The sequence below is a fragment of the Crassaminicella profunda genome (assembly GCF_019884785.1).
Taxonomy (GTDB): Bacteria; Bacillota; Clostridia; order Peptostreptococcales; family Thermotaleaceae; genus Crassaminicella; species Crassaminicella profunda.
Window position 1 is genome coordinate 4,263,467 of sequence record NZ_CP082326.1, and the last position, 20,381, is coordinate 4,283,847.

Annotated in this window: 17 protein-coding genes; 10 read left to right on the plus strand and 7 right to left on the minus strand. The window is 30.4% G+C overall.

The features are described 5' to 3' along the window. Nucleotides 1-71 precede the first annotated feature (71 nt). The 4 genes from K7H06_RS19630 (at nucleotide 72) to K7H06_RS19645 (ending at nucleotide 4,261) form a co-directional block, all read left to right on the plus strand. Nucleotides 72-1,382 carry a hypothetical protein gene (locus tag K7H06_RS19630; protein ID WP_223037688.1) on the plus strand — a complete coding sequence of 437 codons (1,311 nt, stop codon included), beginning with the start codon at nucleotides 72-74 and terminating at the stop codon, nucleotides 1,380-1,382. Between the two features lie 13 nt (nucleotides 1,383-1,395). Continuing rightward, nucleotides 1,396-2,076 carry a response regulator transcription factor gene (locus tag K7H06_RS19635; protein ID WP_223037689.1) on the plus strand — a complete coding sequence of 227 codons (681 nt, stop codon included), beginning with the start codon at nucleotides 1,396-1,398 and terminating at the stop codon, nucleotides 2,074-2,076. Further along, complete coding sequence (locus K7H06_RS19640) at nucleotides 2,073-3,458, plus strand: HAMP domain-containing sensor histidine kinase (protein WP_223037690.1); 1,386 nt, start codon at nucleotides 2,073-2,075, stop codon at nucleotides 3,456-3,458. Before K7H06_RS19635 ends, K7H06_RS19640 begins: the two co-directional genes overlap by 4 nt. Nucleotides 3,459-3,553: 95 nt before the next feature. Continuing rightward, entirely contained in the window at nucleotides 3,554-4,261 is a 708-nt protein-coding gene (locus tag K7H06_RS19645; RefSeq protein WP_223037691.1) for a hypothetical protein, read from the plus strand. A gap of 26 nt (nucleotides 4,262-4,287) precedes the next feature. Here K7H06_RS19645 and K7H06_RS19650 read toward each other — a convergent pair whose 3' ends face one another. After that, entirely contained in the window at nucleotides 4,288-6,258 is a 1,971-nt protein-coding gene (locus tag K7H06_RS19650; protein ID WP_223037692.1) for a Cache 3/Cache 2 fusion domain-containing protein, read from the minus strand. A 191-nt stretch (nucleotides 6,259-6,449) separates the two neighbouring features. On the opposite strand from K7H06_RS19650, the gene K7H06_RS19655 reads away from it, so the two are divergent. The 4 genes from K7H06_RS19655 (at nucleotide 6,450) to K7H06_RS19670 (ending at nucleotide 10,333) form a co-directional block, all read left to right on the plus strand. After that, nucleotides 6,450-6,911: a methylated-DNA--[protein]-cysteine S-methyltransferase gene (locus tag K7H06_RS19655; protein ID WP_223037693.1), complete on the plus strand. Its 462-nt coding sequence runs from the start codon at nucleotides 6,450-6,452 to the stop codon at nucleotides 6,909-6,911. Nucleotides 6,912-6,925: 14 nt separating this feature from the next. Beyond that, entirely contained in the window at nucleotides 6,926-7,516 is a 591-nt protein-coding gene (locus K7H06_RS19660; protein WP_223037694.1) for a DNA-3-methyladenine glycosylase, read from the plus strand. A 59-nt stretch (nucleotides 7,517-7,575) separates the two neighbouring features. Continuing rightward, a complete protein-coding gene (locus K7H06_RS19665) occupies nucleotides 7,576-9,027 on the plus strand; it encodes an aminotransferase-like domain-containing protein (RefSeq protein ID WP_223037695.1) in 1,452 nt (483 codons plus the stop codon). A 199-nt stretch (nucleotides 9,028-9,226) separates the two neighbouring features. Continuing rightward, nucleotides 9,227-10,333 (plus strand): alanine/ornithine racemase family PLP-dependent enzyme, encoded by a 1,107-nt coding sequence (locus tag K7H06_RS19670; protein WP_223037696.1) that lies wholly within the window; start codon nucleotides 9,227-9,229, stop codon nucleotides 10,331-10,333. Between the two features lie 48 nt (nucleotides 10,334-10,381). Here the strand turns inward: K7H06_RS19670 and K7H06_RS19675 are convergent, their stop codons facing one another. From K7H06_RS19675 to K7H06_RS19690, 4 genes are all read right to left on the minus strand, one after another. Beyond that, entirely contained in the window at nucleotides 10,382-11,827 is a 1,446-nt protein-coding gene (locus K7H06_RS19675; protein ID WP_223037697.1) for an alanine/glycine:cation symporter family protein, read from the minus strand. A gap of 108 nt (nucleotides 11,828-11,935) precedes the next feature. Next, complete coding sequence (gene glsA / locus K7H06_RS19680) at nucleotides 11,936-12,853, minus strand: glutaminase A (RefSeq protein ID WP_223037698.1); 918 nt, start codon at nucleotides 12,851-12,853, stop codon at nucleotides 11,936-11,938. Between the two features lie 209 nt (nucleotides 12,854-13,062). Next, entirely contained in the window at nucleotides 13,063-14,430 is a 1,368-nt protein-coding gene (locus tag K7H06_RS19685) for a sigma-54-dependent transcriptional regulator (RefSeq protein ID WP_223037699.1), read from the minus strand. Further along, complete coding sequence (locus tag K7H06_RS19690; RefSeq protein WP_223037700.1) at nucleotides 14,423-16,159, minus strand: sensor histidine kinase; 1,737 nt, start codon at nucleotides 16,157-16,159, stop codon at nucleotides 14,423-14,425. The genes K7H06_RS19685 and K7H06_RS19690 overlap by 8 nt, the downstream gene beginning before the upstream one ends. 191 nt (nucleotides 16,160-16,350) lie before the next feature. Between K7H06_RS19690 and K7H06_RS19695 the strand changes: the two genes are divergently transcribed. Beyond that, entirely contained in the window at nucleotides 16,351-17,742 is a 1,392-nt protein-coding gene (locus K7H06_RS19695; protein WP_223037701.1) for a cache domain-containing protein, read from the plus strand. A 120-nt stretch (nucleotides 17,743-17,862) separates the two neighbouring features. Next, complete coding sequence (locus K7H06_RS19700) at nucleotides 17,863-18,879, plus strand: protein kinase family protein (RefSeq protein WP_223037702.1); 1,017 nt, start codon at nucleotides 17,863-17,865, stop codon at nucleotides 18,877-18,879. Nucleotides 18,880-18,962: 83 nt separating this feature from the next. Here K7H06_RS19700 and K7H06_RS19705 read toward each other — a convergent pair whose 3' ends face one another. After that, a complete protein-coding gene (locus K7H06_RS19705; RefSeq protein ID WP_223037703.1) occupies nucleotides 18,963-20,039 on the minus strand; it encodes a TlpA family protein disulfide reductase in 1,077 nt (358 codons plus the stop codon). A gap of 25 nt (nucleotides 20,040-20,064) precedes the next feature. Then, nucleotides 20,065-20,370, minus strand: a complete 306-nt coding sequence (locus tag K7H06_RS19710) for a peroxiredoxin family protein (RefSeq protein WP_223037704.1) — start codon at nucleotides 20,368-20,370, stop codon at nucleotides 20,065-20,067. Nucleotides 20,371-20,381 lie beyond the last annotated feature (11 nt).

The window sequence follows — 20,381 nt, forward strand, 5'->3', positions numbered from 1 at the left end:
TTAAATGATCTGCCCACTTTTTTGATAAACTAAATATAAAATAAATTCCTATAAAGGGAGAGAAAATACAGGTGAAAAAAATAATTGTTTTATACATGGTGATTTTTATTTTATCAGGATGTACCATTGAGTCTCCACAAAATTTGATGAAAAGACCCAAAAGCTATGCTAAGGAAGAAATTCAAAGAGTAATTTCTGAGTTTGTAACAGAGACAAAAACATTAACTTTAGCACTAAGGCAAAGGGATCAAGAAGCTGTTCGGAGAGTAGATTTAGATGGAGATGGGAATAATGAGCTATTGCTTTTATATAAAGAAGGAGAAAGTACATATGGGGTTATGATTCTCAAGAAAAAGAATGGTATTTGGTATAAAATCAATGATATTAAAGGGGGTGGACAAGGAATAAGTTCAATAATATATAAAGATATAACAGGAGATAAAAATCCAGAATTATTTGTGGGATGGAATGGAGAAAATGAAGACCACTATTTAGATATATATTCTTATGATGATGGTTATTTTCATTTAGTTAAAACTGAAAACTACATAGACTTTGGAGTATATGATTTAGATAATGATAAAAATAATGAACTAATTCTCTTGCAACGGTTAGAGGATGGTAATAAAAAAAGTTTAAGGGCTTTTGAGTATTTAAATGATGAAATGGTAAGTATTGATGGGTTTACTATCTATAATGAAAGTTATGATGCTGCTATAACATTTGGAAATGCTAATAAAAACCAAAGAGCTATCTTTGTTGATTTTCTCATAGAGGAGAATTCAGGGTATACAGATTTGTTTATTTTAAAGAATAATCAGCTCGTAGAAGTTTTAAATAATGAACAGGAAATAGGATATAAAACATGGCAACCCTATAGAGTTGGTGCAATAGATATAAACCATGACGGGATTGTTGAAATTGGCCTTTTAGAAAAAGTATTAGGCGCAGAGGATTTTTTATATAATACCTATTGGTTAAATACATGGTATCAATGGGATGGAAAAAATGATTTGATACTAGTAAAAAGAGAATCTCATAATTATAAATTTGGATACAAAGTGGATATTCCTAAAGAGTGGGGAGATAAGAATCAGTTTAGAATCATAGAAGATATACAAGACAAAAGGGCTGAGAACAGGGTGGATTTTTATACCATAAGTGGAAAATTAATATTTTCAATTAGAAGTTATACAAAAGAAGGTTGGGAAGAAAATAAAGAAAGTATAAAAGATAAGTATGTTATTTTAGAAGATATGGAAGATGTGATTGTAGGAATTTTATCTAGTGAAAATGTAGAAGAAAAATATAAGATTACAAAAAATAAATTAAGAGATAGTTATAGTAAGATTCCTAAAAAAGTAAACTATATAAGATATTAAAAGGAGAAATGTTATGGCAAAAATATTAGTTTTAGAGGATGAAATAGCGATACGAAGTTTTATAAAAATAAAGTTAAAGGCTTTAGGACATGATGTAATAGATACTGCATATGGAAAAGAAGCATTACAAAAAGCAGATGAGCGTGTAGATATTGCATTATTAGATGTGATGCTGCCAGATATGGATGGGATGGAAGTTTGCAGAAAACTTAGGATTCGTTACCCAAACTTAGGTATTATCATGCTTACAGCAAAGGGGCAGGAAAAGGATAAAATTGAAGGCTTAGGAAGTGGTGCAGATGATTATATGGTAAAGCCTTTTAGTCCAAAGGAATTAGCAGCAAGAATCAATGCTCTTTTAAGAAGATTAAATTTATCCAACCAAGGACATAAGTTTATTTATGGACCATATGAGATGAATATAGATCAAAAAATCTTAAAGAAAAATAGAGAGATCGTCCCCCTTACGCCAACAGAATATGCTATTTTAGAGCTTTTGATGAAAAATTCTAATAAGGCTGTTAGTAGAGATGAAATTTTAGATCATATATGGGGAAATAATTATATAGGAGATATAAAAACAGTAGATGTGCATGTAAGAAGACTAAGGCAAAAAATAGAGGAAAGTCCTTCGAATCCTATTTATTTAAAGGCTGTTTGGGGATATGGGTATATATGGAGTGTTGAAGAATGAAGAGTTTGAAAAATAGAATATACATGCAAAATGGGATCATTATTATTACCATTGTATTTCTTTTAGAAAGTACTTTTTTATGGGGAATATGGAACTATTATATGAATAGCGCAGAGTATGAACTATTGAATAAAGCAAAAATTTCAGGATCTTTTTATAACCGATATCTTGTTGATGATTCTATAGAGGAAAAAGCAAGATACATACTAGAAAATGATAGTAAACAAGAACACATTTATATGCAGGTATTTGATGTGAATAAAATCATGTTAACAGACTCTTATGGATTTTATGATAAACAACCTCATGGTTCAAAAGATTTATTATTAGGATTACAGGGAAAAACACAATTAATGAAAATGAAAAAAAGTGAAGAAGCTATAATAGCTATATCTGTTCCTCTTTATGATAAAAGGAAAAATATTTTAGGTGCTGTTAGATACTCTACTTCTACAGAAGATATAAAAAAGGTCATAGGAAAAATTACTCGTATCCTTTTTTTTATTGGAAATGGAGTAATCATTATTACTTTTTTACTGAGCTCTTTTTTAGCAAGGAGAATTGTGAATCCTATTGAAGAATTGACAAATGTTGCTGGGAAAATGGCAAAGGGAGATTTTTCTTATGGATCAGTAAAAAAATATGATGATGAAATAGGAAACCTTTCTGATACTTTAAACTATATGGCAGGTGAGATTGTAAAAAGCAATAAAGTAAAAAATGAATTTATATCATCTGTATCCCATGAGTTGAGGACACCTTTGACAGCTATAAAAGGATGGAGTGAGATTATGCTCACAGGAGAGGTTACAAGCTTAGAGGAAGCAAAAGAAGGATTGAAAATTATTTCAGATGAAACGGATAGACTCAAGGGATTGGTTGAAGACCTTCTTGATTTTTCTAGATTTGAAGCTAAAAGAGTTACTTTAGAGTTAGAAAAAATCAATATAAACTATTTAATCAATGAAGTAGGTAGCTATTTTAAGAAAAGAATTGAAAAAGAAGGAATCAAGCTGCATGTAAATATAGGACAAGAACTTTATTGGATCAATGGAGATAAGAATAGGCTAAAACAGGTATTTATTAATATCATGGATAATGCTGTAAAATTTTCTAAACATAATGGAATAATAAAAATTCATACTTATAAAAAGGAAAATAAAGTTTTTATAGAGATAGAAGATGATGGCATTGGAATTCCGAAAGAAGATATAGAAAAGGTTATGGATAAGTTTTACAAAGGGAAGGCGAAGGAATCAGGAAGTGGTATAGGATTAGCTGTTTGTAAAGAAATTATATCTATGCATGGAGGAAATCTAGTTATAGAGAGTGAGGAAAATAAAGGAACTAAGGTAACCATAGAAATCTTAACTACTTTGTAACCAATTTAGATTTGTACTTAGGTATAATGAATTTGTAAAGATTGATATACACTGCATGCAGAAAATCTATGAAAAAATATGAAAGGGAGGATTTTATGAAATCTATGATGAAAAAAGGTTTTTCTATTATATGTATTATCTCTATAATGATTTTAGGAGTTGGCTGTGCAAGCAAAGATGTAGAGAAAAGTGAAGAAGTAAAAACTGAAAAAGGTTATAGTCAAGAATTAACAAAGTATTTTCCAGCAGTAGAAGGAATGGTATTCAATTATAGTGGCGTTGCTGAATATGGACAAACACTAACCTTAAATAAAGTGATAGAAGAAAATGAAAAAATCACATTGAATTTTAAGGGAGAAATAGAAGACATGAGCGAAGGCGAAGGTCCTTCAAAAGAGGATAGAATTCTTGAAACACAATATGTAATTAATGAAGATGATGTAAAAGAAATACAAAAAAACAAAACTAGAAGATTTTCACAATCTATTATCCGTGAACAAGTAGTTTTAAAATTGCCTATTGAAGAAGGTGCATCATGGAATCAACAAGTAAATATAGATGGAAAAGAATATACTGCAGAAACAAAAATTACAGATGTTTCTACAGATCCAGAGAATAAAAGTATGGTTACAACAGAAATAATAATCAAAGGAATGAAAGGTTATCCAGAAGATACCTATAAGGAAGTAAAAACTTTTAAAGAAGGAAAAGGCTTAATAGCATTTGAATATATAATGCTATTAGAAGGAGAAGAAGAAACTACGCCATTTCCGTTTAATTACAGTTTATTTGAAAGAGAATAAAAGCAGCCCATTTGGGCTGTTTACTTTTATGAATAAATATCAGAAAACTCAATTTTTATTTTTTCTACATTGGTTTTCTTTGAAAAATCATCTTTTTGTGAGGGGGTATTTTCTTCAGGGACAAATTTTACTGGCAATGTAACAATGAACTCAGTGCCTTTGTTATAGGTACTTTTTACAGAAATACTTCCATTGTGCATTTCTACTAAAGATTTTACAAGAGATAATCCTATTCCACTTCCTTCATGACTACGATTTAAAAGAGGGTCTACTTGTTTGAACCTTTCAAAGATCTTTTCTACTTTATCTTCTGGAATACCAATACCTGTATCTTTTATAGAAATATCTATTTTATCTTTTTTATCATAAACATTTATTTGGATTGTATCTTTTGGGCGTGTAAATTTTACTGCATTAGAAATAAGATTGAGCATAATTCTTTCTATTTTTTCTTCATCAAAAGCCATAAATTTTTCTTCCGTATCCGTATCGAATATAAGGATTCTTCCTTTACTTTCTACATATTCAACAGTAGATAAAGTTATATTCTCAACAACTTCTATAAGATTTTCATTTTTTAAATTTAGTTTCATATATCCTGAATCTATCTTTGTAATATCAATCAAATTATTTACGAGCCTTAAGAGCCGATAGCAATTTTGATTGATGATATTTATATGATGAGTTAATTTATTACTAGTAATTGCAGGCTGTTCATTTTTTGCATAAAAAGAAAATAATTGGGATGTTGATAAAATCATGTTGATAGGCGTTTTTAGTTCGTGAGAGATATTTGAAAAAAACTCTGTTTTCATGTGATCATGATTAATAATTTCTTGTAATAATCTTTTGTTCTCCTCCACCATATGATTAAAACTATTGGATAGGATACCAATTTCATCTTTACTTTCTATATCAGAATAAACAGTTAAATCTCCTTGACTAACAGATTCCATATAATTTTTCAATTTATTAATAGGTTGTACTAATGTATTTGCAACAAATAGCGATACAATGACACATATTAGAGAAATAAAAATTCCTATAAATAAAGTTGTTTTAAAAATAGATATAGAAGAAGACTTTAAATCATCATAGTTAGCTGTTGCGATGATGTATAAATCCCAAGGCGCAAAATATTTGTAAGAAGCCATTTTAGAGACTCCCTGAAATTCATATTCGATAATACCATTTTTTGTTTTGATTATTTTTTGAGAAAATGCAAAGGAAGACAGATTTTCCCCTTTTATATTTGGATGAACAAGAACATCCCCTTTTGAATTCATCACATAGACATACCCTGTTTTCCCAATTTTAATATCATTGAGTGTTTTTTCTAGATATGAATTGATTCCTTTATAACCTAAAGCGATAGCCCCTATCACTTTTTTATCTTTATCAAGGAGTGGTTTGTAGCCTGTTATTAACCAGTCATCTCCAATTAAATGACTACCATAATAGGTTTTATTATTGATGATTTTTTTGTAAATATTACAGTTGTTAATATTGCAATCATTATTAGAATAATGATCGCTAGATAGTTTGGTTCCTATGGCTCTATTTCCAGTAATCTCTAGATTTGTAGAAACTCTTATTAATTGATCATCTTGAAGTAAAAATATAGAATAAATTGCGCCAATTGATTTTTTTATTTTATCAGCAAGTGCAGTGTCTAAGGTTAGATTCGTATTTCCAGCGTATAAGGGAGGGAGTGTATAATTTCCAACTTGAACTTCCTTGTTATAATCCATTCGTATTTCTCCTAAATTATTGAGTAGTTCTTCTACATAATGTAAATCTGTACATACTTTTTCTGAAAGAAGATTATTTCGAACACTGACCATGTTATGAATTAATTCTACAGTGCCCTTGCTTTTTTCAGTTACTTCACGAAAAACAGCACTGCGAGAGTGATTTCCTATTAAGAATCCTAATATACCAACTGAAAATACAATTAATAATACATAGCTAATGATCAATTTAGATTTGATACTCATAAATTTAACCTCTGCTTTCTATATAGTTAAGATTAAAACTTGTATAGGGACTCATTCTAAAATTCTACATATTTCTACAAATTCCTTTTGATTAAAAAATAAAATGTTTTCTTTCTAAACTACTTTTGCTACTATGGTTAGTCAAATGATAAAATAGATTACAAGATGAAGTAGATAGGGAGAGAATATTGATGAAGACATATAAAATTTATTATCATTCACCAGTAGGCATAGTAGAAATTATTAGCACATTAGAGTATGTTTTATCTATTACATTTGTTGAAAGAGAAAAGAAAGCGTTAGAAGTGCCAGATATATTAAAAGAAGCATGCAATCAACTAGATGAATATTTTCAAGGAAAAAGAAAAACTTTTGATTTAAATTTAAAAGTAGAAGGAACGACTTTTCAGAAGCGTGTATGGAATGCTTTAATGAAAATTAATTATGGAGAAGTAGTGTCCTATAAAGAAGTAGCAAAAATAATTGGAAATGAAAAAGCAGTAAGAGCAGTGGGAAATGCAAATAATAAAAATAAAATTCCTATTATCATTCCTTGCCATAGGGTGATTGGAAGCAATGGGAAATTAATAGGATATGCTGGAGGGATTTGGAGGAAGGAATGGCTGATCAAACATGAAAAAATGTATCAGTGAAAGGAGTGCGGCTGTTGAAATTAGATAAAGATTTTTATATGCAGGATGGTATTACCCTAGCAAAGGATTTACTAGGAAAGATATTGGTAAGAGAAATAGATGGGAAGCGGATTATGTGTAGAATTGTTGAAACAGAAGGTTATATAGGTCCTATTGATAAGGCTTGCCATGCGTATAATAATCGAAGAACAAATAGGACGGAGGTCATGTTTTGGTGTGGAGGACATGCGTACATTTATTTGATTTATGGCATGTATCATTGTTTAAATATTGTAGCAAATAAAAAGGACAAGCCAGAAGCTGTATTAATAAGAGCTGTTGAGCCTTTGAATGAACTTGACCTTTTAAGGGAAAATAGAAAAATAAAATCAAAAGCATTGAAGGATTTGACAAATGGACCGGGAAAGCTATGCAAAGCCCTTCATATAACAAAGAAATTAAATGGATACGATCTAGTAAAAGGAGAGCATCTATACTTACTAGACAATGAAGAACAGCTGGACATTGTAGAAGCTAAGAGGGTAAATATTGATTATGCGGAAGAATACAAGGATAAGCTTTGGCGGTTTTATATAAAAAATAATCAATTTGTTTCTAAAAAATAAATAAAAACCTATCGTATGGAAAAAAGGAAATTAAAATATGTAAGGAATGATATGTAGACATGATTCATATTGATTGGAAACCTAGTAGGGATATTTCAAAAACTTTATATATGCAGATTGTAGATTATTTTAAAGAAAAAATAAGTAGTGGAGATTGGCCTGTAGGGTCTAGTATCCCTACTCAAAGAGATTTAGCACAAAAATTTGAGGTGAATAGAAGCACTATCGTTGCTGCTTTAGATGAATTAAAAGCGGAGGGAATAGTAGAAGGAAAGGGAAAAGGCGGAACAAAGATTGTGAATAATAGTATGCCTCTTATAGGCAATATTCAGCCTAATTGGCAATCCTATATTGAAGAGGGGATTCATATTCCAAATTTAAAGACCATTAAGCGAATTAATGAATTAGAGTTTGATAGTAGGTTCATACGATTAAGTACTGGAGAAGCGTCTCCAGATTTATTTCCTACAAAAAAAATGGAGATTATTTTAAAGGAAGTTTCAAAAAATATAAATAACCTAGGATATGAAGAACCAAAGGGAATGTTATATTTAAGGGAGCATATTAGTAAGTATTTAAAAAAGTATGACATTCATGTATCTCCTTCCTCTATCCTCATTGTATCTGGAGCTGTGCAGGCCATACAGCTTATTTCTATGGGTCTTTTGCAGCCTGGGTCTACAGTGTTTTTAGAAAAACCATCCTATTTGTATTCTCTTCAAATTCTTCAATCTATAGGTATGAGAAGATGTGGTATTCCTATAGATGAGGAAGGGATTCAAGGAAATTTAATTCCTAAGTATACCAAGAAAAATAGATCTTCGATTCTTTATATTATACCTAATTTTCAAAATCCAACGGGGATTGTTATGTCACAAAGGAGACGAAAAGAGCTTATAAAAGTATGTCAAAAAGAAAAAATGCCTATTATTGAAGATGATGTATATAGAGAATTGTGGATTGATCATCGACCTCCTAATCCATTAAAAAGTTTAGATACCAATGGACTTGTTTTATATGTAGGGAGCGTATCGAAAACTTTGAGTCCAGGGTTAAGAATAGGATGGATTGCAGGACCAGAGCCTGTTATTGATCGACTTGCAGATATAAAAATGCAAACAGATTATGGTTCTAGCTCGTTGGCACAGCTTACTGTTGGGAAATGGCTTGAGACAGGACTTTATGAAGAACATATTGAGTACTTGAGAAAACAATTATACATAAGAAGGGAAATAACTATTGATGCTTTAGAAAAATACTTTTCTGATATTGCTACGTGGAAGATCCCTAGTGGAGGTTATTATGTGTGGGTTACTTTAAAAGATCCTATAGCAATGTATAAATTATTTGATGAAGCTTGTAAAATAGGAATTTTATTGTATCCTGGATATATTTATGATGGAAGTCATAATCAAAGCTTGAGAATATCTTATTCGTATGCATCTATAAAAGATTTGAACGAAGGATTGTATAGATTATCGAAACTCATTAGAAAATTAAAGAAGACATAAAACAACCATGAAATTTATGGTTGTTTTTTTATTTTTTATGGTTGGGTGGTAAATGTTTAATATGGATGGAGATGTAATATTCGAAATTTTTTATAATATAATTAATGATAAGAAAATTTTGGGATATAAAACAAAAACTTCAAAGAACACTCAACCTAATTTTATTTCAAGAATAGATTTTTCTAGAGGGGGAATTAGTATGTGCCAATGTGCTGAACAAAAGCAAAAATATCCTATGTTGCAAATGGATTTGAAGAAAATCTATGAAAATGTAAAATGTACAGTTGATTTATGTAATGAGAATGGAATTAGCATTGCTGGTGTAGTAAAAGGGTTTAATGGGTTGTTTCCAGTTGCTGACCAATTTGTAAAAGCTGGATGTAAATATATTGCAAGTTCAAGAATGAACCAAATGATTAAACTTAAGGAAGCTGGAATAAATTTACCCATGATGCTTATTCGTATTCCCATGTTTAGCGAAATTGATGAATTAGTAAAATCTGTAGATATTAGTTTGAATTCTGAGATAGAAATATTAAATGAAATCCAAAGAGTCTGTGAAGTTCAAGGGAAGACACATGGCATTGTTTTAATGTTTGACCTTGGAGATTTAAGAGAAGGCTTTGTTGATGAAGATGAGTTTATTGATATGGCTTTATATGTAGAAAATAATCTTAAAAGTGTTAATTTACTTGGGATAGGGACAAACCTAGGATGTTATGGTTCTATAAAGCCTACAGAAGAGAATCTTGGTAGACTTTGTGAAATAGCAGAAAAAATAGAAGAAAGAATAGGTAGAAAGCTAGAGATTATATCTGGTGGAGCTACAAGTACTCTCCCTCTTATTATAGATGGAAAAATTCCAAAGAGAATCAATCATTTAAGGGTGGGAGAAGGAATGTTATTAGCAAAGGACTTAGATGATTTGTGGAAAATAGATATGAGTCATATGCATCAAGATACATTTGTTTTAAAGGCGGAAGTGGTAGAGGTAAAAGATAAACCTACCTATCCTATTGGAGAGATTTTTATTGATGCTTTTGGAAAAAGACCTACCTATGAGGATAAAGGGATACGAAAAAGAGCATTAGTAGCTGTTGGGAAACAGGACTTTGGATTACCTGATAAATTAATTCCTCAAAAACAAGGAGTTAAAATTATTGGGAGTAGTAGTGATCATTTGATTATAGATGTTCATGATTGTAATGAAGAAATAAAGATTGGAGATATTCTTGATTTTGAGATGTATTATCCACCTATGCTTTATTTGAGTGGTTCTTCATCTGTAGAAAAAGTATATATTTAATATAAAAAAATCATCTACATTTTGTAGATGATTTTTTATATGATTATTTTATGCCTTTTCAAGATTTGCTTTTTTTCTTTTTTCCCAACACTCAACATTTTGTAGTCCAGGAATGCTATCAGCATAAAATACGGGATCTTTTCCTGCCTTCTTTTGATCTACATAATCTTTTAACGCAGCAAAAGCAAATTTACCAAGCATTGCAATGGCAATTAAGTTAATTACAGCCATCATTCCCATGAATAAATCAGCCATATCCCAAACGATTTGAATCTTTTGTACAGATCCCCATAGAACCATTAATGATACAGCTACTCTGTAAATTAATAACCATGTTTTGCTTCCGCTCATAAATTCTATATTAGATTCCCCATAATAGTAATTTCCAACGATAGAACTAAATGCAAATAATAATATACAGACAGCAATGAATGTATTTGCCCAAGAACCTACTTGAGAGCTTAAAGCTGTTTGTGTAAGTTGAATTCCTGTTAAATCTCCATTCGTATAAGCACCTGATAATATAACAACAAATGCAGTGGCACTACAGATTAATAAAGTATCCGTAAATACCCCTAAAGTTTGAATAAGTCCTTGTTTTACAGGGTGTGTTACTTCAGCTGTTGCAGCAGCATTTGGCGCACTACCCATACCAGCTTCATTTGAGAATAGACCTCTCTTAATCCCTTGCATAAGAGCTTGTTTAATAGCTACACCAGCAGCTCCTCCAATAGCAGCCTTAAGTCCAAATGCACTGCCTATAATTAAAGAAAATAAAGATGGAATTTGAGAAGCGTTTTTAATAAGAACAAATGCAGCAACTAATACATATGCGATGGCCATAACGGGTACGATTGTTTCAGCAACTTTTGCAATTCTTTTTACGCCACCGAAGATGATAATAGCTGTAAAGATCATTAGAGCTAATCCTACCATCCATCTTTGAACACCAAAGGCTTGTTCAAAAGCAAGAGAAATAGTATTTGCTTGTACAGAATTAAATACTAAACCGAAACATAAAGTAATCAAAATAGAGAATAATATTCCCATCCATCTCATATTTAAGGCTTTTTCCATATAGTATGCAGGACCACCTCTATAGCCATGCTTATCTGGTACCTTATAAATTTGAGCCAGTGTACTCTCTACAAAACTTGAACCAGCACCGATTAAAGCGATTAACCACATCCAAAATACGGCCCCTGGGCCACCAATAGAAATAGCGATAGCTACCCCTGCTAGGTTTCCTGTACCTACACGAGATGCAGTACTGATACAGAATGCCTGAAAGGATGAAACTCCTTTTTTCTCTTTGTTGGTAACAGATTTACTTGCCCCTTCTGTAAGAAGTCGGAACATTTCTCCAAACAATCTAAATTGTACAAATTTTGTTCTTACAGTAAAATAAAGACCAAGACCAACTAACATATAAATGAGTACGTAAGACCATAGTATGGTATTTCCCTTACCAACTATTGTGTTTAAAAAATCCATTAAAACACTCTCCTTTTTATATTTTTATTACCTATAGGTAATAATCAATAGCCTTAGGCTATTAAAAACTTAAAAATTATAGCATGTAGGTTTTTGAAATAAATGGACTTAAAATATACTAAGGTTTAACTTTTCTGAAATCTCTTCTAAAACTTTTTTTCCACCAATACTATTTCCACTTTCATCAAGGGCAGGGCCAACTACAGCAATACCCATTCGTTTAGGAACGACAGATAGGATGCATCCACCAACACCACTCTTTGAAGGGGCTCCAATGTTTACTGCAAATTCTCCAGATGCATCATATAATCCACAAGTCATCATGAGGGCTTGTACAATTTGATTTACTTTTTGGGGAAGAAGTCTTTTCTTTGACCAAGGAGCAATTCCCCCGTTGGCAATAACGGAAGCTATTCTAGCCATATCTTTTACAGTAACTTCAACAGAACATAATTTAAAGTAGGCATCTAATACATCTTCTACATCTCTTTCAATGATGTTGGCCCCCTTTAAGTAGTAAGCGATGGCTCTATTTGTATTCCCTGTAAGTTTTTCTGATTGATATACATTAAAATTTACTTGAATAGTAGGGTTATCAGCCATTTTTTTCATCATTCCAAGGACACGTTCAAACTTCTCAATACCATTATCACCAGCAACTAAAGATGTACAAACAATTGCTCCAGCGTTAATAAAAGGATTTAAGGGTTTATGAGAATGTCTTGTTTCTAGTTTGATAATGGAGTTAAATGGATCAGAAGAAGGTTCCGTTCCCACCTTAGAAAATACAGTTTCTTTTCCTTTGTCCATTAATGCACAAATAAGGATAATGACTTTTGAAACACTTTGAATAGTGAAGGCTGTTTTATAATCTCCAGCACAAAATTCATTACAATCTAAATCAAAAATATGAATACCTAAAGCATTCGGATTAGCTTTTGCAAGTTCAGGGATGTATGATGCCACTTTACCATGTTTTGTCCAACTTCTATTGTTTTCTATTACTATTTTTAGTAGTTTTTCCATGCAATGTCACTCCCTTGCTATGAACTTATAGAGATTTACCTATTTAGTTAATAAGCAATATTCATGCCAATAGAATATTTTGATAATGAATACATGAAGGTTTAAAAAATGCGAGTTTCAAAGTTTTATCAAAATTCAGCAAATGATGACATGTTTGATTCCGCACAAATAAGTGTGCGAAAACGAACAAAGAGTTCGAATTCGCACACTTATTCAAAATACTTTTCAAGTCTTCTTTTTAAAGCAAATCTAGAAATGCCTAAAAGTTTTGCAGCATTTGTATGATTTCCATTTGCTTGATCTAGTGCTTTTTTGATATAACTTTTTTCAATTTCTGAGATGTTTTTTTCTAAAGAAAAACCTTCTGCTATTAGATCATTTGGTGTAGTAAATGGATTTTTTGAAATGGTATTTCTTAGTTCTATGGGAAGATGTTGTATATCCAAAATTTTTGTATCGTTTAATATAACCATTCTTTCTATTACATTTTTTAATTCTCGGACATTGCCAGGCCAATGATAGTTTAAAAGCTGTTGTTTTGCTTTTTCAGAAAATCCTACAAAGTTTTTTCGAAAACGATTTGCATAGATATTCAAGAAAAACTTTGCAATTTTTAATATATCTGAGCCCCTTTCTCTTAATGGAGGGATGACAATAGGGACTACATTTAACCGATAATATAAATCTTCTCTAAACTCTTTTTTTATGATGGCTTCTTCAAGATTTTTATTTGTTGCGCCAATGATTCGAAGATTTACTTCAATAGATTCTAGTCCGCCAATCCTTTTGAAGTTTTTTGTTTCCAAAAATCGTAATAGCTTTGTTTGAATATCCAAGGGGATTTCTCCTAATTCATCTAAAAATAATGTTCCACCGTCAGCAAGTTCTAAAAGTCCTTTTTTACTGGAATTAGCACCTGTAAAGGCATTTTTTTCGAATCCAAACAATTCACTTTCTAATAATTGACTAGGGATAGCGGCGCAATTAACACTGAGCATGAGGGAATCTTTTCTGGAGCTATTTTGATGGATATAAGAAGATACAATTTCTTTTCCTGTTCCTGTTTCACCCCGAATAAGTACTGTGACGGAATCGTTTTTTGCTAATATATCCATCTTTTTTAAGGTGTCTTGCATAATTGGATGTTCTCCAATGAATTCATAATGTTCTTTTGCTTCTTTTTCCTGATAAAGTTTAAGCTTTTTTTTCATAGATTGATTTTTGATAGCTTTTGAAATAGATAGATTAATTTCTTCTAGGTCCAAGGGTTTTTTTAGATAATCTATTGCCCCAAGCTTAATGGCTGTTATGGCTGTTTTAATATCGGCATAGGCAGTCATAATAATAATTTCAGCATAGTCATCAATATTTTTAATGTTTTTAGCAATATCTAGGCCATTTTCGTTTTTTAATTTCATATCCAAAAGAATCACATCAGGACGAAAGCTATATACTTTATGAATAGCTTCTTTTCCATCCTTGGCTGTTGCCACATCATAATGAAAATCTAGTAGTCCTTCCTCTAAGGATAGTCGAATAATTTCTTCATCATCAATGATCAATACTTTTTTATTCATTTTTATCTCCCCTATACAAAGGTATATATAAAGTTACTCTTGTTCCTATATTTAATTGGCTTGTTATTTCGATTTCACCATTATTTGAAGTAAGTAATTTATGGACAACACAAAGACCTAGACCCGTACCATTTTCATTTTTGGTATAAAAGGGGTCAAATATTTTATGGAGTTCTTCTTTATGCATACCGCAACCATTATCTTCAAAAATAATACATAAAAAATCTTTTTCTCTTTCTAGAGAAGAATTAATTTTAATTTTTAAGGTGCCTCCATCATTTATTGCCCATAGAGCATTTGCAATGATATTTAAAAATATTTGAGCCAATTGATTTTTGTCAAAGTAGGAAAATACTATGTTTTCTTCAAACTCTTTTAAAATGTGTATATTTTTCTGCTGAATATTTTTTTTAGAAAAAAGAAGAGCATTTTCTAATATTTCATAAACATTAACAATTTGAAATCTCGGTAGATTAGGCTTTGAAAAATCTAATAAATCTGTTATTAATTCATTTAAACGGTCAATTTCATGGATGGTTGCATCAAATAATTTTTCATCTGATGGACGAAGATATGAAGACAATCGCTTTTTTAATACTTGAGCACTCATTTTCATTCCTGAAAGAGGATTTCTAATTTCATGGGCTAGAGCGGCTGTTAATTGTCCTAGAGATGTTAAGCGATTAATGCGATCAATTTTTTCCTCAATTCTTTTTCTCTTGCTAATATCATTAAAGCTACAAATTACTCCTATATTTTCTCCGTCATTATTTTTCATTAGGGAAGTGGTAATATCTAAATAAATATTTTTACCTTTTTTTTGATTTTGAAAGGTTTCTACTTGATTGATGGTTGTTTTTGTTTTTAAAGTATGGGTGATTTGTTTCAGTAATACTTTAATAATTCTTGGATGGTTATCTCCTAATTGGAGTGCTTTTTCTATAATGGTAACAGCTGCATTGTTATATTTTATAACATGACCTTGTATATTTGTGGTAATAATTCCTGTTGAAATGCTTCTTAATAAATCTTCATTAAAATGTTTCATTTGAATAAATTCATTTGTTCGATGAGCGATTTCATTTTTCATCTCATTAAAAGCATGACCTAAGAGCCCTAATTCATCTTTCCTTTCAATATTTATTTCTTTTTTGAAATTACCACTGAGCATATCATTATACCCGTTTAAAAGAATATCAATAGGCTTTGCAATATTATGTGTAATTAAGATGATGGCTGCTAATGAAAAGAAAATACATAGGGTAATGAGTAAAAGGACATATATGCTAATACTATAATTTTTATTAGGTATTGTTTGTAGATCTAATAAGAACCCAATTTTCCAATTCCATTGAGAATAGACACGATAATGAAGAAGATATCTAGAGGATACATCTTCATCATTCCAAATACTTTTCAAAATTTTTTTTGCAGAAATATTTTTGTCTGAAATGCTATTATATAAAAATTCAGTTCCTTCCACGATAAACATATTTTCTTTATCTAATGATTTTATATAATCTAGTAAAAATTCTTTGGGTTGATTATTTTTTTCAGTATGTTCTATTAAAATCAATAGATCGTTTAGGGTGTTATTCATAGACATGCTTTTATGACTAATCATTGTTTTGCTATGATTCCAATAAGAAAGGATACTCAAAACAATAATTGGCATAATCATTAAAAATAATAAGGGAAAAATGATTTTTTTCTTTATACTTAACTTCATAGTAAAGTCTCCAATTTTATTTAATCTTATCTTACTATTATACAATATAGATGTGTAAGGCTAAAGTTTAATAAGGGGATTTACTTTTCTTTTTAATATGTTAGTATAAGGATAAAATATAGAAAGTAGTAAACTTAGGATGTCTACCAGAAGTAGAGAACTAATAAAAAGAAAAAAATAGGAGGCTGATTATGCATAAGGGGCATGAAAAGTATATATTGTGGTTCATATTATTATTTGTTGTAGCAGCTTCTTTGATAGGAACCTTTTATATTGATTATTCGAGAATATTAAAAAAACAATACGTTGAATCTTTTGATGATTCTATTGTTCAATTAGATGATTCTGTTTCTGAATTTTTTTCTACCTTTGAAAATGCTTTACAAATGTTTTCTAAAAATGAAATGGTACAGAAGGTTTCAGATGATCCTAATAAGTATTATCTACAAACTATGCAGCTTTTTAAATCTTTTCAGCAGTCTTATGCTGCTACTGCTTTTGCTTATTTTGCGCCAAATAAAATTATTTTAGGAAACAAAAAACTTATTACTTGGCCTGATACATCAGAAGCATTAGCCAATACAGAATGGACTGCTACAAAGAGACCTTGGTATATGGGGGCAATAGCAGCAAAAGGGAGAATTGCATGGACGAAACCTTATTTAGATGCTACAACAAAAAAGCCTATTGTTACTATCTCTAGAATAGTAAGAGATGAAAGTGATGAATTAAAGGGCGTTATGGCAATAGATTTTTTTTTAGATGAATTATCTAATAAAATTGAAAACTTTAAAGCCTTTAAGCAGGGACATGCTTTTGTGATTGCGCAAGATGGGAAAGAGTATTATTTTATATCTAGGGATATGAAAAATAGAAGATTTGATAAAATAATTGAAAAGGCTTGGAGGGGTAACCTACTTGATAAAAAATCTGGTAATTTTACAGTTAATGAAAATAATGTAGATTATTATATTACCTATAAGATCAATAAACCAACAGGATGGAAAATAATAGGAATTATAGAAGAAGAAAAAATTTATAAACCTGCAAAGGATATGATAAAAAAAATATTTACAAGTAGTTTAATGATCATGGGAATGGGAATCATGAGTATTGTATATATCTTTAAACAGATGAGAAAATCTATAAGAGATTTAAGTCATTCTTTGAATGATTATGAAAATATGTATGATATGGATGAGAGCTTGTCCAATCAATTTAATATTTTGTTAGAGGATGATGAGCATCTCATAGATGAATCAAGTGATTATATGGGTGCATTATTTGAAAGCCAAAGTGAATTAGAAAAATTAATGGATAGGATGAACGATCAATTTAAAAATCCTCGAGTAGTAAACCTTAAAGAGCTTGAGCATATAATTAATCAATTAAATAAATTTAGAAAAAAATTTGAGAAAAGTTCCTTGAAGGTAGAGGAAATTCAGAAAGAAAATATAGAAAATCATATGGGTCTTCTATTAGATAAGATAAAGGATTTAAAAAAGGATTATATGGATGAAGAGCAGGTTAAGATCATATATAAAATAGAAAAAAAATTGATGATGAGGGATATAGACATGTAATGATGTTGTAACTATTTTGTAACAATTTCCAATGAGAACTATAGTAAAATTATATAGGAAAAGTTTTTACTAGGAGTCAATAACGAGTAGCAATAAAAAGAGCATGAAGGGAAGATGACTATGAAAAAATGGTTGATATGTATTTTAGCAGTAGTGCTTATATTAGGTGGATGTACAGACACGGAAAACAACCCATCTGATGAAATAAATAAAAATAAGGAAATGAATGAAGAGGTAGAAAAACCTATACAAAAAGACCAGACACCTCAAGAGGAGAAAAAATTATCTAAAGAAGATGAAGAAAAAATCATGATTCAATATAATGATTTGCTTACAAAGGGAAAGCCTTATGAAGTTCTTGCATTTATAGATAAAAATATATTGGAATTATCTGAAGAAAATGCAGATGAAATAATTCAAGGTTTAGAAAAAATACAGAAGCAATACAAAAATGAATATACAGAAATTTTAATGGAAGATGATTTAGTCAAACAAAACCAGTTGCATAAAATATTCGGATACAAATTTAATAAACGAAAGGTTGAGTCTATAGAAGATGAAGATTTAAAAGCTCTTGTGGTGGAGATGATTAAGGGTGGATACAAATTTGTTACCTTAGAAGGTTCTTTTTATCCAATGATAGATTATGGATATTTAAAGAAATATCAACCTTACGTATCTGATGAAATGAGAGCATATATAGAGATTGTATCTAGAGAGTCAGACCAGTTTACATGGAATGGAAACGTTGTGAATATATCTTGGAAAGTCTTAGGAAATAGAACATTGCAAGCGGAAAGCTATTTAAGAAAATATCCAGACAGTGCAATGAGAAATGAAGTGGCCAATTTATATATGATGTATATTGGAGCCTTTATGAATGGCTCAAAAAATATGCCATTATTAGACCCTGAGACAAATCAATTAAATGATAAAATTTTAAAGAACTATAGAGATTTGATTTCTGACAATGAAGGTTCCATTACGGCAGAGGTAATCAAAGAGTATGTAGATGCCATGGAGAAAAATGATTTTAAGATAGATGATACAATTATGGAACTATCAAACAATATTCATCAGAAGGTTATTGAAAAATTAAATTTAGGAGATGGACTTACTGATTATAATGCACAATAAACAAAAGACCTGCAATGGGGAGGAACCATTTGCAGGTCTTTTCTATAAGGAATGATGCTAAAGCACAAAGTTATGTACCTATATTATTTTGACAAATCTTTTAAAGTTTCCATGATGGCTTTTTTATAGTCATCTTTGCTTTTTGCTCCGATGATTGGTTTCCCTACTATATTACCTTTTCCATCAACAAAAATACTTGTTGGGTAAGCAGATACATCTTTTAAAAATTCATTTTGAATAACTGGGTTTGGCAGGATATTTAAGTAAGTAACCTTTGTTTTAGCAATAATATCTTTTGCTATTTTTTCATTCCCTTTTGCATCTCCAATGATACCTATGACGTTGATATTTTCTTTCTTTACTTCTTCATAAAGTTCTTGTAAATCAGGCATTTCATTAATACAAGGACTGCAGAAGGTTCCCCATATGTTAATCATGGTTAGCTTACTTTCTTTAAAAATAGTACTGCTGATATCCTTTCCGTTGATATCTTTTGTTTTAAAGGTTGGAAAGGTTTTATGAGATTTAAGAGCATCTTCTTTGAATATAGGTTTGAATAGTTTTACACTTGCTTTTAACTTTCCGATTTCTTCATATAATGAATCATATATTTTTTTTGATTCAGGAGATAGACTTTTCATCTCTTCTTTATTTGGATAAGATAGATAATATACAAGTCCTTCCTGCTCTCCTAAAAGAATATTATTTTTAAGATTAGATAAGGATTCGATGGATTTTTTTCCAATTAATTCTTTTTTATAGATATTAAAATGGATTAAAGGCTTTTCTGCATCAAAGAATGCTTGCATTTCTTTTTCTGTAGGTTGTTTACCATCCTTTGTGATATCTTTTATTTGATTTAGTGCTTCATTTGGAACAAAGAAGATTTGTAGTCCACCATAAAAAAGCTCTCCTGGTGTTGCGGCTAAAACTAAACCATCCATATTTTCATTGTCGTCCCATTTTTTCGGCATAACGAAGCTAATACCAAGATCATCTAATTTAAAAGGTTCAGAAATATTTTCTTCTGTGGCCTTTTGTTGTTCTATTTCTGCTGTGGCGTTTGTTTTTTCAGTTTCTTTTGTTTCTGTTTTTCCACAGCCTATAGCAGTGAAAGCTATTGTACCAATTAGTAAAGTAACTACTAGTTTTTTTAACATAGGGAACTCCTTTCGGTGGGTAGGGTTATTTTATGTTTTTCAAAGCTTGTTCAATAATTTTTTCAAATTCTTCCTTTGGTTGAGAACCTACTATTAATTCTCCTACGATTTCACCTTTGCTATTTACAAGAAGAGATACAGGAACAACATTTGTTTTATTTACAAAATCATTCATGAATTGTTCATCGGGAATAATATTTGTAAATGTAACATTTGTTTTTTTCAAAATTTGCAAGGCACCTACATCATTACCCATGCCATCAGCAACAATTCCTAACACATTGATCCCTTTTTCCTGCATTTCTGTATATATTGCCTGCAACGCAGGCATTTCATCTATAC

Excerpts from the sequence above, each read along its gene's own strand:
- K7H06_RS19635 (WP_223037689.1), top strand. The coding sequence starts at position 1,396 with ATGGCAAAAATATTAGTTTTAGAGGATGAAATAGCGATACGAAGTTTT.
- K7H06_RS19640 (WP_223037690.1), top strand. The coding sequence starts at position 2,073 with ATGAAGAGTTTGAAAAATAGAATATACATGCAAAATGGGATCATTATT.
- K7H06_RS19645 (WP_223037691.1), top strand. The coding sequence starts at position 3,554 with ATGAAATCTATGATGAAAAAAGGTTTTTCTATTATATGTATTATCTCT.
- K7H06_RS19650 (WP_223037692.1), bottom strand. The coding sequence starts at position 6,258 with ATGAGTATCAAATCTAAATTGATCATTAGCTATGTATTATTAATTGTA.
- K7H06_RS19655 (WP_223037693.1), top strand. The coding sequence starts at position 6,450 with ATGAAGACATATAAAATTTATTATCATTCACCAGTAGGCATAGTAGAA.
- K7H06_RS19665 (WP_223037695.1), top strand. The coding sequence starts at position 7,576 with ATGATTCATATTGATTGGAAACCTAGTAGGGATATTTCAAAAACTTTA.
- K7H06_RS19670 (WP_223037696.1), top strand. The coding sequence starts at position 9,227 with ATGTGCCAATGTGCTGAACAAAAGCAAAAATATCCTATGTTGCAAATG.
- K7H06_RS19675 (WP_223037697.1), bottom strand. The coding sequence starts at position 11,827 with ATGGATTTTTTAAACACAATAGTTGGTAAGGGAAATACCATACTATGG.
- glsA (WP_223037698.1), bottom strand. The coding sequence starts at position 12,853 with ATGGAAAAACTACTAAAAATAGTAATAGAAAACAATAGAAGTTGGACA.
- K7H06_RS19685 (WP_223037699.1), bottom strand. The coding sequence starts at position 14,430 with ATGAATAAAAAAGTATTGATCATTGATGATGAAGAAATTATTCGACTA.
- K7H06_RS19690 (WP_223037700.1), bottom strand. The coding sequence starts at position 16,159 with ATGAAGTTAAGTATAAAGAAAAAAATCATTTTTCCCTTATTATTTTTA.
- K7H06_RS19695 (WP_223037701.1), top strand. The coding sequence starts at position 16,351 with ATGCATAAGGGGCATGAAAAGTATATATTGTGGTTCATATTATTATTT.
- K7H06_RS19700 (WP_223037702.1), top strand. The coding sequence starts at position 17,863 with ATGAAAAAATGGTTGATATGTATTTTAGCAGTAGTGCTTATATTAGGT.
- K7H06_RS19705 (WP_223037703.1), bottom strand. The coding sequence starts at position 20,039 with ATGTTAAAAAAACTAGTAGTTACTTTACTAATTGGTACAATAGCTTTC.
- K7H06_RS19710 (WP_223037704.1), bottom strand. The coding sequence starts at position 20,370 with ATGCCTGCGTTGCAGGCAATATATACAGAAATGCAGGAAAAAGGGATC.